Raw genomic sequence first — 12958 nt, 5'->3', positions numbered from 1 at the left:
AACACGCCGTTTTTGTTTTCCCTCTATGTGGCGCAGGCTGATTTACCACCCGGAAGTCAACTATGCACTGCGGCAAACGCTGGTGTTGTGTTTGCCTGTCGCAATCGGTCTCCTCCTCGGTCACTTACAGCAAGGTCTGCTGTTTTCGCTGGTGCCCGCCTGCTGTAACGTCGCCGGTCTGGATACGCCGCACAAACGCTTTTTTAAACGTCTGATTATTGGCGGCTCGCTGTTTGCCGGCTGTAGCCTGGTGGTCCAGCTTCTTCTTCAGCAGGATATCCCGCTGCCCTTGATTCTCAGCGGCCTGGCGCTACTGCTGGGCGTAACGGCGGAGATCAGCTCTCTGCACGCCAGGCTTCTGCCCGCGTCGTTAATTGCCGCAATCTTTACCCTGAGCCTTGCCGGGAACATGCCCGTCTGGGAGCCACTGCTGATCTACGCCCTCGGGACGCTGTGGTACGGCCTGTTTAACTGGTTCTGGTTTTGGCTATGGCGCGAGCAGCCGCTGCGCGAATCGCTGAGCCTGCTTTATCGCGAGCTGGCTAACTACTGCGAAGCCAAATACAGCCTGCTGACCCAGCATATCGATCCCACCACTTCACTGCCGCCGCTGCTCACGCGCCAGCAGAAGGTGGTGGACCTGATCACCCAATGCTACCAGCAGATGCATATGCTGGCGGCGAACCAGCGCAATGACCACAAGCGCCTGCTGCGGGCATTTCAGATGGCGCTGGATTTGCAGGAACATATCTCCGTCAGCCTGCACCAACCCGAAGAAGTACAAAAACTGGTAGAGCGCAGCCATGCCGAGGCGGTGATCCGCTGGAACGCACAAACCGTTGCCGCACGCCTGCGGGTGCTGGCCGATGACATTCTCTACCACCGCTACCCGCAACGCTTTCATATGGATAAGCAAATCGGCGCGCTGGAGAAAATCGCCTGGCAGCATCCGGACAACCCGGTAGGGCAGTTCTGCGCCTGGCACTTCAGCCGAATAGCCCGGGTGCTGCGTACCCAGCGCCCGCTGTATGCTCGCAACCTGATGGCGGATAAAGAGCGCCGTCTGCCGCTGCTGCCCGCGCTAAAGAGCTATCTCTCATTAAAATCGCCGGCGCTACGTAACGCTGCGCGTATCTGCGTGATGTTAACGGCCGCGAGCCTGATGGGAAGCGCCCTGAACCTTCCCAAGCCTTACTGGATCCTGATGACGGTGCTTTTTGTGACCCAAAACGGCTACGGCGCGACGCGGGTACGTATCGTCCATCGGGCGGCAGGTACACTTGCCGGTCTGGCTATCGCCGGCCTGGCGCTGCACTTTCACGTCCCGGAGGGTTATACGCTCTCCGCGATGCTGCTCGTCACGCTGCTGAGCTACCTGATTATTCGCAAGCATTATGGCTGGGCGATGGTTGGCTTTACCGTGACGGCGGTGTATACCCTGCAGCTTCTGACGCTCAACGGCGAGCAGTATATTGTCGCCAGGCTTATCGATACGCTTATCGGCTGCCTTATCGCCTTTGGCGGCATGGTCTGGCTATGGCCGCAATGGCAAAGCGGGCTACTGCGTAAAAACGCTCACGACGCGCTGGAAGCCGATCAGGAAGCGATCAGGCTAATTCTCAGCGACGATCATCAGGCCCCGGCGCTGGCCTATCGCCGGATGCGCGTCAATCAGGCACATAACTCGCTGTATAACTCGCTGAATCAGGCCATGCAGGAACCCGGTTTTAACACACATTATCTTGATGATATGAAACTGTGGGTCACCCACAGCCAGTTTATTGTTGAGCATATCAACGCCATGACCACCCTCGCCCGCGAGCACAATATGCTGACGCCGGAGCTGGCCCGGCGTTACCTGGAATCCTGTGAGATTGCGCTCCAGCGCTGTCAACAGCGGCTGGACTCCGACGGTCCCGGCAGCGCTGGCGATGTGAATATTATGGAGTCGCAGGATGTGGAGGTGAGCCGGGGCCCGTTAAGTACAATGGAGCAGCATCTGCAGCGGATCCTCGACCATCTGAACACCATGCACACCATCTCCTCGGTGGCATGGCGTCAGCGCCCGCATCACGGTATCTGGCTACGCGCGATTAAGCGTTAAGAACCTGCTTTATCGCCTGGGCAAAGCGGGCCATACCTTCAGCAATATCCTTCTCGTCGATGACCAGCGAAGGGACAAAACGCATCACATCCGGCCCGGCATTCAGCACCATCACGCCCGCATCTGCCGCGGCATAGAGAAAATCGCGTGCCCGGCCTTTATACTGCGGCTTAAGCTCCGCGCCAATCAACAGCCCCATACCGCGGATGTCGCTGAACAGGTCAAACTGCGCGTCAATTTGCTGGAGATGCTGCACAAACAGCTCGCGCTTCGCCTTCACGCCCTCCAGCACCTCCGGCGTATTAATCAGATCAAATGCCGCCCCGGCCACGGCGCAGGCCAGCGGGTTACCGCCGTAGGTCGAACCGTGGGAACCGGCGTGGAATGCGCTGGCAATATCACTGGTGGTCAGTACAGCGCTGATCGGGAAGCCGCCGCCCAGCGCTTTAGCGCTGGTAAGAATGTCCGGCGTCACGCCGTAGTGCATATATGCAAACAGCGAACCGGTACGCCCCATGCCGCACTGCACTTCATCAAATACCAGCAGCGCCTGATGCTCATCGCACAGCTCGCGCAGTCCTTTCAGGAACTCCGGCGTCGCCGCCATCACCCCGCCTTCCCCCTGAATTGGCTCAACCACTACCGCACAGGTGTGGTCATCCATCACCGCCTTCACCGCATGCAGATCGTTAAACGGCACGTGAATAATGTCCGCCGGTTTCGGGCCGAAGCCATCAGAATATTTTGGCTGCCCGCCCACCGATACCGTGAACAGCGAACGGCCGTGGAAGGCATTATGGAAGGCGATGATTTTGGTCTTATACGGGCTGTGACGGGTAATGGTGTAGTGGCGCGCCAGCTTGAACGCCGTTTCGTTCGCTTCGGTGCCGGAGTTCATGAACACCACGCGCTCGGCGAAGGTGGCATCCACCAGCTTGCGGCCCAGACGCAGCGCCGGCTCGTTGGTAAAGACATTGCTGGTATGCCACAAGGTTTCTCCCTGCTCATGCAGCGCCGCGACCAGAGCCGGATGACAATGCCCTAACGCCGTCACCGCAATCCCGCCGGCGAAATCAACGTACTCTTTGCCCTGCTGATCCCAAACGCGGCTACCTTTACCTTTGACCGGGATGAATTCTGCCGGTGCATAAATCGGCAGAATAACTTCATCGAATGTGGCGCGGGTAATTACCGGTTGCTCAGTTGCCATGTCATGCCATCCTTCTTCGTTATGCGGTCATTATTGTGATAATCTAATCACAAAATATGCATAAAAAATCAGTCGATGGCAACTACAAATCACCGATTGAGGAAGTTTGCCAGCAGCTGATGTCCCTGCTCGCTGAGAATACTCTCCGGGTGGAACTGTACCCCTTCGAGATCCCACTCCCGATGGCGAATGGCCATAATCTCCCCGCTTTCGCTGCGGGCCGTCACCTCAAAACATTCGGGAAGCGTCGCGGGATCAATCAGCAGAGAGTGGTAGCGAGTGACGGTCAGCGGATTATTCAGCCCCTGAAAGACCCCCTGCCCGTTATGATGGATGGGGGAAGTCTTGCCGTGCATCACTTTCGCCGCTCGCACGATAGTGGCCCCAAAGACCTGGGCGATAGCCTGATGGCCAAGACAAACGCCCAGCAGCGGAATCTGACCGGCATAACGGGCAATCACCGCCAGCGAAATGCCTGACTCATTTGGTGTACAGGGCCCGGGAGAGATCACGATTTTCTCCGGCAGCAACGCCGCTATCTCCTCAAGCGTCAGCTCATCATTACGCCTGACCAGCACTTCCGCCCCCAGTTCACAGAAGTACTGGTACAAGTTCCAGGTGAAAGAATCATAGTTGTCGATAAGCAGGATCATAGCGGCTCCGGAAAGAATAAAACCGGGCTATTCTACTCAGATTCTCACGCTTCGCTTACCACTTTTCGAAAGATCCGCTCAAGGGGTTCGGGATCGCCCATCGCCCCCAGCTGGTTAGCCTGGCTCCAGGTATCGGGGTCGATATCCCGCCAGTCGAGCACAAACCCGGCGTGAAGAGCCAACTGTTCAAAGAAAATCCGCTGAACCAGGCCGCTACCGACGCGAAACGGGTGCAGGACGTTGATTTCCCCGTAGTACCAGCTCAGACGCGTGACAAACGTCGCGCGGCTGATTCCGCTGAGATAGTCCTCGTCCTCCAGCGCCCGCATCAGCGCATTGCCCTCTTTCTCAATCCACGCAAAATGACAGAAAGGGGTATCACCCTGATAGATATCGACTTCTCTGAATTGCCCCGCCCAGTCGAAGATATCCTGATACAGCTGATGATGAATGAAACAGAGGTAAGGTAGCCCGCGGCCACGCGGTCCCAGCGGCAGCGTCGCCGCACGCAGGGAGGTGATTTCCCAGGCCGTTTGCTCCAGCCGCTGCGCCTGACGAATGCCGAGACGGTTACGCATCACATTGAGCGCAGGGTAGAGGTAAGGGTCGCGATCGTCGCCATATTTACTGCTCATGACGCCTCCTGATCTCGGCGACACGCGCCAGCGCTTGTTCGGCAGTCAGCGTCACCAGCGGGATCGCTGCGCCCTCAAGGCGACGGCTGGCCTGAAAATTCACATTGCGGGTCTGTTCCCAGAGTTGGGATTTTTGCTTATCGGTGAGTGAACGCATGGTCGCCTCCCTTATCGTCCCCTGTTTGCCACAAGTATAAGCAGCAATTTCGGGTTACGCAGAGAGGCCGATGTGGCGCGGGCGATGTTACCCGCGCACAGAAAGGCTTACGGCAGGACTTTCGCTGAGAGGATGACGACAGGTTTGGACGGTACATTCTGGTACGGTCCGACGTTGTGCGTCTGAACCTGAGAAATCTTATCCGCCACGTCCATGCCTTTCACCACTTTGCCAAAGACCGCATAGCCAAAATCACGCTGCCCGTGGTCAAGGAAGGCGTTGTCCGCAATGTTAATGAAGAACTGGCTGGTGGCGCTGTCCTGATCGGCAGTACGCGCCATCGCGATAGTGCCGCGGGTATTGCGCAGACCGTTATCGGCTTCGTTTTTAATCGGCGGGTTCGGCTGCTTTTGCTGCATCTGTTCGTTGAAGCCGCCGCCCTGCACCATGAAGCCCGGAATCACGCGATGGAAAGTGGTGTTGTTATAGAAGCCGCTGTTCACGTACTTCAGGAAGTTATCCACGGAAATCGGTGCTTTCTGGCTATTTAACTCCAGCTCAATATTGCCCGCAGACGTCGTCAGCAGTACATGAGGATCGCCCTTCGCTGCCATTGCCGGAGAGAAAGCTGAAATGGCGAAAACGGCAACCACCGCCGCCAGAGTTGATTTGAGCATGGGAATTCCTTAACGGAGCAGAATAAAAAGCAAGTGCTTTGATTCTAAAGAGCCTTTGCATCCTGGGCCAGCCTTTTACCTAATTTTACGTAGCTGAAACAGTTGTTACGACGCACGCCTTGACCTGCGCGATCAATAAAAGCGGATCTAAATCACACTAATCTATGCAAAAAGCATTTCATTGCATAATAAACGTTTGCTTACATCACTCGAATGAATAAAATCTGTCCGCCCTGGCGCAGTCAATGCGCTTTACATTTCTATTCACAGGCCAGTCATGACTAACAGCAATCGTATCAAGCTCACATGGATCAGCTTCTTTTCCTACGCCCTCACCGGCGCGCTGGTGATCGTCACCGGAATGGTGATGGGAAATATCGCCGATTATTTCCATTTGCCCGTCTCCAGCATGAGCAACACCTTTACTTTCCTCAACGCCGGTATCCTGATCTCTATCTTCCTGAACGCCTGGCTGATGGAAATTGTGCCGCTGAAAACCCAGCTGCGTTTTGGCTTCATTCTGATGGTACTGGCCGTTGCCGGGCTGATGTTTAGCCACAGCCTGGCTCTGTTCTCCGCGTCCATGTTCGTTCTGGGACTGGTCAGCGGGATCACCATGTCGATCGGGACCTTCCTGATCACCCACATGTATGAAGGCCGCCAGCGTGGCGCGCGTCTGCTGTTTACCGACTCCTTCTTCAGCATGGCGGGGATGATCTTCCCGATGGTCGCCGCATTCCTGTTGGCCCGCAGCATTGAGTGGTACTGGGTTTATGCCTGCATTGGTCTGGTCTACGTTGCCATCTTTATTCTGACCTTCGGCTGTGAGTTCCCGGTTCTTGGCAAAAAAGGGCAGCAGGACAACCAGCCGGTCGTGAAAGAAAAATGGGGCATCGGCGTGCTGTTCCTCGCCATTGCGGCGCTGTGCTACATCCTCGGTCAGCTGGGCTTTATCTCCTGGGTACCGGAGTATGCCAAGACCCTGGGCATGAGCCTGGCCGATGGCGGTAAGCTGGTGAGTGATTTCTGGATGTCGTACATGATTGGCATGTGGTCGTTCAGCTTCATCCTGCGCTTCTTCGACCTCCAGCGGATCCTGACCGTACTGGCTGGTCTCGCCACCGTGCTGATGTACCTGTTCATCAACGGTTCACCGGAGCATATGCCGTGGTTTATTCTGACCCTCGGCTTCTTCTCCAGCGCGATTTACACCTCGCTGATTACGCTGGGTTCGCTACAAACCAAAGTCGCGTCGCCGAAACTGGTGAACTTTGTACTGACCTGCGGCACCATCGGCACAATGCTGACCTTCGTGGTGACCGGTCCGATTGTGGCTGCCAGCGGCCCGCTGGCAGCGCTGCACACCGCTAACGGCCTCTACGCCGTCGTCTTTGTGATGTGCTTAATCCTTGGCTTCGTCTCCCGCCACCGCCAGCACAATGCGGCGGCGGCCTCCCACTAAGCCTTTGTTGGCCCCTTTGCGTCAGTGAAGGGGCTGTTTCGGCTAAAGAACAGCTCCTCTCCTCCTCTGTCGGTCTGGATCCAGGTCTGTGCCAGTTGCGTTGTGGCAATTACCCGTCCCTGACGAATAGACCAGCGAACCGGCACCTGGCAGCGAACCGCTTCAAAACCATTCTCCGCCGGTAGAATAACCAGATTTGCGGGATAGCCCGGCACAATGCCGTAATCGTGCAGGCCAAAGGTGCGGGCGCTGTTGTCGGTAATCAGCTTCAGCCCATCGTTAATCTGCTGATAGCCCATCAGCTGACAGACATGCAACCCCATATGCAGCACCTGCAGCATATTGCCAGTACCCAGCGGGTACCACGGGTCGAAAACATCATCGTGACCGAAACAGACATTAATGCCCGCCGCCATCAGCTCCTTCACCCGGGTGATGCCACGGCGCTTTGGATAATCGTCAAAACGCCCCTGAAGATGAATATTCACCAGCGGGTTAGCGACAAAGTTGATTCCCGAGAGCTTCAGTAACCGAAACAACCGCGAAGTATAGGCGCCGTTATAGGAGTGCATCGCGGTGGTATGGCTGGCCGTAACCCGTGGGCCAATCCCCTCTTTCAACGCCAGAGCCGCCACCGTTTCGACAAACCGCGACTGCTCGTCGTCAATCTCATCGCAGTGAATATCCAGCGGACGCTGATACTGCTGCGCCAGACGGAACGCGATATGCAGCGATTCCACGCCATACTCGCGAGTAAACTCAAAGTGCGGAATGGCGCCGACCACATCGGCCCCGAGTCGCAGGGCCTCCTCCAGCAAGGCCTCACCATTGGGGTAGGATAAGATCCCCTCCTGGGGGAAGGCGACTATCTGCAAATCTACCCATGGCGCTACCTCCTGTTTCACCTCCAGCATCGCCTTTAATGCCGTCAACGTCGGGTCAGACACGTCAACGTGCGTCCGGACAAACTGAATCCCGTTGCCGATTTGCCATTTCAGCGTCTTCCACGCCCGGGCCTTCACATCTTCGTGACTCAACAGCGCTTTACGTTCTGCCCAGCGCTCAATCCCCTCGAACAGCGTCCCGGACTGGTTCCAGTTTGGCTCGCCGGCAGTTTGGGTGGTATCGAGATGAATATGCGGTTCAATAAATGGCGGAATCGCGAGCCCGCCGCGGGCGTTGAGCACTTCATAACTTTCGCTGCGCGCATCGCCCATCGGGGTGATATCACCAAAACAGCCTTTATCTATCGCGATCTGCCACAGCCCTTCGCGGTCAGGCAAACGTACGTTCTCAATCAACCAAAGCGGAACTGCTGTCATCTTGATGACTCCCGTGAATATTGCCGTTTTTTCGCCCAACCCATGAACGTTCCCCCGCATCCATTTTGTACACAAAAGCAACAGCGAGGAAAAGCCTGAGTTTTCCATAACTTATAAAAATCCAGGAAAATCATAAGCATACCCATTAAGTGGTAGGCGCGGGCGTTCTTGATTTGTATCAATAAGTGTCCTGGCTGAATCGTTAAGGTAGGCGGTAATAGAAAAGAAATCGAGGCAAAAATGAGCAAAGTCAGAATCGCTATTATCGGTAACGGCATGGTTGGCCATCGCTTTATCGAAGAGCTTCTTGATAAGGCGCCTGCCGGACAGTTCGACATTACCGTGTTCTGTGAAGAACCCCGTATCGCTTACGACCGCGTCCACCTGTCGTCTTACTTCTCCCATCACACCGCCGAAGAGCTCTCGCTGGTCCGTGAAGGTTTTTACGAGAAACATGGCGTTAAAGTCCTGATCGGTGAACGCGCTATTACCATTAACCGCCAGGAGAAAGTGATTCACTCCAGCGCGGGACGCACCGTATTTTACGACAAGCTGGTGATGGCGACGGGCTCCTATCCGTGGATCCCGCCAATCAAAGGCGCGGACACTCAGGACTGCTTTGTGTACCGCACCATTGAAGATCTGAACGCGATTGAATCCTGCGCGCGTCGCAGCAAACGCGGCGCCGTAGTCGGCGGCGGCCTGCTGGGCCTCGAAGCTGCCGGCGCGCTGAAGAACCTCGGCGTGGAAACCCACGTCATCGAATTTGCGCCCATGCTGATGGCCGAACAGCTGGATAATATGGGTGGCGAGCAGCTCAAGCGTAAAATCGAAAGTATGGGCGTGAAGGTCCATACCAGCAAAAACACCAAAGAGATTGTCCAACAGGGCAGCGAGGCCAGAAAAACCATGCAGTTCGCCGATGGCAGCGAGCTGCAGGTCGATTTTATCGTCTTCTCCACCGGTATTCGTCCACGCGACAAGCTGGCGACCCAGTGCGGTCTGGCCGTGGCGCAGCGCGGCGGTATCGTGGTCAATGACACCTGCCAGACTTCCGATCCGGATATCTATGCTATCGGCGAATGCGCCAGCTGGAACAACCGCGTCTACGGTCTGGTGGCGCCGGGTTATAAAATGGCCCAGGTGACCGTCGACCATCTCCTCGGCAACGACAACCGCTTCATCGGGGCCGATCTCAGCGCCAAACTGAAGCTGCTTGGCGTTGACGTGGGCGGCATCGGCGATGCGCATGGCCGCACGCCTGGCGCCCGCAGCTACGTCTATCTTGATGAAAGCAAAGAAGTCTACAAACGACTGATCGTCAGCGAAGACAATAAAACTCTGCTTGGCGCGGTGCTGGTCGGTGACACCAGCGATTACGGCAATCTGCTGCAGCTGGTGCTCAACGGCATTGAACTGCCGGAAAACCCGGACTCGCTGATTCTGCCGGCACACGCAGGCAGCGGTAAGCCGTCAATCGGCGTCGATAAACTGCCGGACAGCGCGCAAATCTGTTCCTGCTTCGACGTGACCAAAGGGATGCTGATTTCCGCCATCAACAAAGGCTGCCATACCGTCGCCGCGCTGAAAGCAGAAACCAAAGCCGGTACCGGCTGCGGCGGCTGTATTCCGCTGGTGACCCAGGTGCTGAACGCGGAGCTGGCGAAACAGGGGATCGAAGTGAACCACAATCTGTGCGAACACTTTGCCTACTCCCGCCAGGAGCTGTTCCACCTGATTCGCGTAGAAGGGATTAAAACCTTCGAAGAGCTGCTGGCGAAACACGGAAAAGGCTACGGCTGCGAAGTGTGTAAACCGACCGTTGGCTCGCTGTTGGCCTCCTGCTGGAATGAGTACATTCTCAAGCCTCAGCATACGCCGCTGCAGGACACGAACGATAATTTCCTCGCCAACATCCAGAAAGACGGGACCTATTCGGTTATCCCGCGCTCCGCCGGCGGCGAAATTACGCCGGAAGGCCTGGTGGCCGTAGGGCGCATCGCGCGCGAATATAACCTCTACACTAAAATCACCGGTTCACAGCGTATCGGCCTGTTCGGCGCACAAAAAGACGACCTGCCGGAAATCTGGCGTCAGCTGATTGAAGCGGGCTTCGAAACCGGCCACGCGTATGCCAAAGCGCTGCGTATGGCGAAAACCTGCGTCGGCAGCACCTGGTGCCGCTACGGCGTCGGCGACAGCGTGGGCTTCGGCGTCGAGCTGGAAAACCGCTACAAAGGCATCCGTACGCCGCACAAAATGAAGTTTGGCGTCTCCGGCTGCACCCGTGAATGTGCGGAAGCGCAGGGGAAAGACGTCGGCATTATCGCTACCGAGAAAGGCTGGAACCTGTACGTCTGCGGGAACGGCGGGATGAAGCCGCGCCACGCCGACCTGCTGGCCGCCGATCTCGATCGCGAAACGCTGCTCAGCTATCTCGATCGCTTTATGATGTTCTATATCCGTACCGCCGATAAGCTGACGCGTACCGCGCCGTGGTTAGACAACATGGAAGGCGGCATCGACTACCTGCGTAGCGTCATTATCGACGACAAGCTGGGCCTGAACGCCCACCTGGAAGAAGAGCTGGCGCGTCTGCGTGCCGCTGTCGCCTGCGAGTGGACCGAGACGGTCAACAATCCGGCGGCACAAACCCGCTTCAAACATTTTATCAACAGCAACCAGCGCGACCCGAATGTACAGGTCGTACCGGAACGCGAGCAGCACCGTCCGGCAACGCCGTATGAGCGTATCCCGGTCACTCTGGTGGAGGAGAACGCATGAGCCAGTGGGTAAACATCTGCAAGATTGACGATATTCTGCCTGCAACCGGCGTCTGTGCGCTGCTGGGCCAGCAGCAGGTCGCCCTGTTCCGGCCTTACCATGACGATCGGGTCTATGCGATCAGCAATATCGACCCGTTCTTCAACGCCAGCGTGCTGTCGCGAGGCATCATTGCTGAACATGAGGGTGAGCTGTGGGTCGCCAGCCCATTGAAGAAACAGCGCTTCCGTCTGCGCGACGGCCTGTGCATGGAAGATGCAAGCCACTCCATTGCACATTTCGATGCGCGCGTGAAAGACGGCAACGTTCAGCTGAAGGCATGATGCCCTGAGGTTCCCGCCGCGCTCCGGCGGGAACCATATTTTCTTCTTATGCCAACTAAGCGGTAGGCGCCCGAAAAATCGTATATTGTGCCAACCCTCTGCTGCTATGCTACGACCGCTTATCCCTCTCCCACTGCTTGCTGCGAGGATGTTCCGTGGATCACTTACCTATTTTCTGTCAGCTGCGCGGCCGCGACTGCTTACTGGTCGGCGGCGGTGATGTTGCCGAACGCAAGGCACGCCTGCTGCTTGATGCCGGCGCCAGAGTCACGGTCAACGCGCTGGTGTTCTCGCCGCAGTTCCATGCGTGGGCTGATTCGCAGATGCTGACCCTGGTGCAAGCGCCGTTTAACCCGGCGCTTCTCGACACCTGCTGGCTGGCCATCGCCGCCACCGACGATGAAGATGTCAATCAGCGGGTCAGCGACGCGGCAGAGGCACGGCGGATATTCTGTAACGTGGTGGATGCGCCGCAGCAGGCCAGTTTTATTATGCCGTCGATCATTGACCGCTCGCCGCTGATGGTCGCCGTCTCCTCTGGCGGTACCTCACCGGTGCTGGCGCGGCTGCTGCGGGAAAAGCTGGAGTCGATTCTGCCGCTCCACTTAGGCCAGCTGGCCCACTATGCCGGCCAGCTGCGTTCGCGGGTGAAAAAACAGTTTGCGACGGTCGGCGAACGTCGACGTTTCTGGGAAAAGTTGTTCGTCAACGACCGTCTGGCGCAATCGCTGGCCAATGAAGACCGCCAGGCCGTTGCCGATACTACCGAGCAACTGTTAACGGAGCCGCTGGATCACCGTGGCGAAGTGGTGCTGGTCGGCGCCGGTCCCGGCGATGCCGGGCTGCTGACCCTCAAAGGGCTCCAGCAGATTCAGCAGGCGGACGTCGTGGTGTATGACCGTCTGGTTTCTGACGACATTATGAATCTGGTACGTCGCGACGCCGATCGGATTTTCGTCGGCAAACGCGCGGGCTATCACTGCGTACCCCAGGAAGAGATTAACCAGATCCTGCTGCGCGAGGCGCAGAACGGACGTCGCGTGGTGCGCCTGAAAGGCGGCGATCCCTTTATTTTTGGCCGTGGCGGCGAAGAGCTGGAAACCCTGTGCAACGCCGGAATCCCCTTCTCGGTGGTGCCAGGAATTACCGCGGCTTCAGGCTGTTCCGCCTATTCAGGTATCCCGTTGACCCATCGCGATTTCGCCCAGGGCGTCCGCCTGATCACCGGCCATCTGAAGACCGGCGGCGAGCTGGATTGGGAAAACCTGGCGGTAGAGAAGCAGACGCTGGTGTTTTATATGGGGCTGAACCAGGCCTCTGCTATCCGTGAGAACCTGATTGCTCACGGCATGGCGGCGGATATGCCCGCGGCTATCGTTGAAAACGGTACGGCGGTCAGCCAAAGAGTGGTCGCCGGCACCTTAGATCAGCTGGATATTCTGGCGCAGCAGATGGCCAGCCCGGCGCTGATTATCGTTGGCCGCGTGGTCAGCCTGCGCGACAAGCTGAACTGGTTCTCACATCACTGATACTGACGTTCCGGGTTCAGCTCGCGAATGCTGAGAAACTGACCGGCAAACGTCGCATACGCTTAACATGCAAAAGGGCGGGATTTACCCGCCCTTTTCTGT

The 12958-nt window shown here is 57.1% G+C and carries 11 protein-coding genes; 5 read left to right on the top strand and 6 right to left on the bottom strand.

Annotated features, from left to right (window positions below):
• Positions 1 to 25: 25 nt before the first annotated feature.
• Positions 26 to 2104: a YccS/YhfK family putative transporter gene (locus tag AC007G_RS15445; protein WP_032698708.1), complete on the top strand. Its 2079-nt coding sequence runs from the start codon at positions 26 to 28 to the stop codon at positions 2102 to 2104.
• Here AC007G_RS15445 and argD read toward each other — a convergent pair.
• From argD to ppiA, 5 genes are all read right to left on the bottom strand, one after another.
• Complete coding sequence (gene argD, locus AC007G_RS15440) at positions 2094 to 3314, bottom strand: bifunctional acetylornithine/succinyldiaminopimelate transaminase (RefSeq protein WP_046853400.1); 1221 nt, start codon at positions 3312 to 3314, stop codon at positions 2094 to 2096. The genes AC007G_RS15445 and argD overlap by 11 nt on opposite strands.
• Positions 3315 to 3403: 89 nt before the next feature.
• The gene (gene pabA / locus AC007G_RS15435; protein WP_032698707.1) at positions 3404 to 3967 is read right to left on the bottom strand and encodes an aminodeoxychorismate synthase component 2; all 564 of its coding nucleotides are present in this window, start codon (positions 3965 to 3967) and stop codon (positions 3404 to 3406) included.
• A gap of 44 nt (positions 3968 to 4011) precedes the next feature.
• Positions 4012 to 4602, bottom strand: coding sequence for a putative adenosine monophosphate-protein transferase Fic (locus AC007G_RS15430; protein ID WP_032698705.1), 591 nt, complete (start codon positions 4600 to 4602; stop codon positions 4012 to 4014).
• On the bottom strand, positions 4592 to 4759 hold the full coding sequence (locus AC007G_RS15425) for a YhfG family protein (RefSeq protein WP_049267913.1): 168 nt from the start codon (positions 4757 to 4759) through the stop codon (positions 4592 to 4594). The genes AC007G_RS15430 and AC007G_RS15425 overlap by 11 nt, the downstream gene beginning before the upstream one ends.
• Positions 4760 to 4866: 107 nt before the next feature.
• Positions 4867 to 5436 (bottom strand): peptidylprolyl isomerase A, encoded by a 570-nt coding sequence (ppiA, locus tag AC007G_RS15420; RefSeq protein ID WP_004868429.1) that lies wholly within the window; start codon positions 5434 to 5436, stop codon positions 4867 to 4869.
• Positions 5437 to 5713: 277 nt separating this feature from the next.
• On the opposite strand from ppiA, the gene tsgA reads away from it, so the two are divergent.
• On the top strand, positions 5714 to 6898 hold the full coding sequence (gene tsgA, locus AC007G_RS15415) for an MFS transporter TsgA (protein WP_032690466.1): 1185 nt from the start codon (positions 5714 to 5716) through the stop codon (positions 6896 to 6898).
• Here tsgA and AC007G_RS15410 read toward each other — a convergent pair.
• The gene (locus tag AC007G_RS15410; protein WP_032690465.1) at positions 6895 to 8220 is read right to left on the bottom strand and encodes a cytosine deaminase; all 1326 of its coding nucleotides are present in this window, start codon (positions 8218 to 8220) and stop codon (positions 6895 to 6897) included. The two genes, tsgA and AC007G_RS15410, sit on opposite strands and share 4 nt — an antisense overlap.
• A gap of 240 nt (positions 8221 to 8460) precedes the next feature.
• Here AC007G_RS15410 and nirB point away from each other — a divergent pair, with 240 nt between their 5' ends.
• The 3 genes from nirB to cysG all read left to right on the top strand — a co-directional run bounded on the left by nirB (position 8461) and on the right by cysG (position 12856).
• Positions 8461 to 11004, top strand: coding sequence for a nitrite reductase large subunit NirB (gene nirB / locus AC007G_RS15405; protein ID WP_004868435.1), 2544 nt, complete (start codon positions 8461 to 8463; stop codon positions 11002 to 11004).
• Positions 11001 to 11327 (top strand): nitrite reductase small subunit NirD, encoded by a 327-nt coding sequence (gene nirD / locus AC007G_RS15400; RefSeq protein WP_004868437.1) that lies wholly within the window; start codon positions 11001 to 11003, stop codon positions 11325 to 11327. The genes nirB and nirD overlap by 4 nt, the downstream gene beginning before the upstream one ends.
• Before the next feature lie 155 nt (positions 11328 to 11482).
• On the top strand, positions 11483 to 12856 hold the full coding sequence (gene cysG / locus AC007G_RS15395; RefSeq protein ID WP_032690464.1) for a siroheme synthase CysG: 1374 nt from the start codon (positions 11483 to 11485) through the stop codon (positions 12854 to 12856).
• The last annotated feature ends 102 nt before the right edge of the window (positions 12857 to 12958 follow it).

Source organism: Klebsiella sp. CSG-1 (genome assembly GCF_056521145.1).
The sequence above is the reverse complement of the archived record's forward strand: the minus strand, read 5'-3'. Positions and strand labels throughout refer to the sequence as shown.

Coding starts and splice junctions, on each gene's coding strand:
- AC007G_RS15410 (WP_032690465.1), bottom strand. CDS start 8,220: ATGACAGCAGTTCCGCTTTGGTTGATTGAGAACGTACGTTTGCCTGAC.
- pabA (WP_032698707.1), bottom strand. CDS start 3,967: ATGATCCTGCTTATCGACAACTATGATTCTTTCACCTGGAACTTGTAC.
- nirB (WP_004868435.1), top strand. CDS start 8,461: ATGAGCAAAGTCAGAATCGCTATTATCGGTAACGGCATGGTTGGCCAT.
- AC007G_RS15430 (WP_032698705.1), bottom strand. CDS start 4,602: ATGAGCAGTAAATATGGCGACGATCGCGACCCTTACCTCTACCCTGCG.
- nirD (WP_004868437.1), top strand. CDS start 11,001: ATGAGCCAGTGGGTAAACATCTGCAAGATTGACGATATTCTGCCTGCA.
- ppiA (WP_004868429.1), bottom strand. CDS start 5,436: ATGCTCAAATCAACTCTGGCGGCGGTGGTTGCCGTTTTCGCCATTTCA.
- argD (WP_046853400.1), bottom strand. CDS start 3,314: ATGGCAACTGAGCAACCGGTAATTACCCGCGCCACATTCGATGAAGTT.
- AC007G_RS15425 (WP_049267913.1), bottom strand. CDS start 4,759: ATGCGTTCACTCACCGATAAGCAAAAATCCCAACTCTGGGAACAGACC.
- tsgA (WP_032690466.1), top strand. CDS start 5,714: ATGACTAACAGCAATCGTATCAAGCTCACATGGATCAGCTTCTTTTCC.
- AC007G_RS15445 (WP_032698708.1), top strand. CDS start 26: ATGTGGCGCAGGCTGATTTACCACCCGGAAGTCAACTATGCACTGCGG.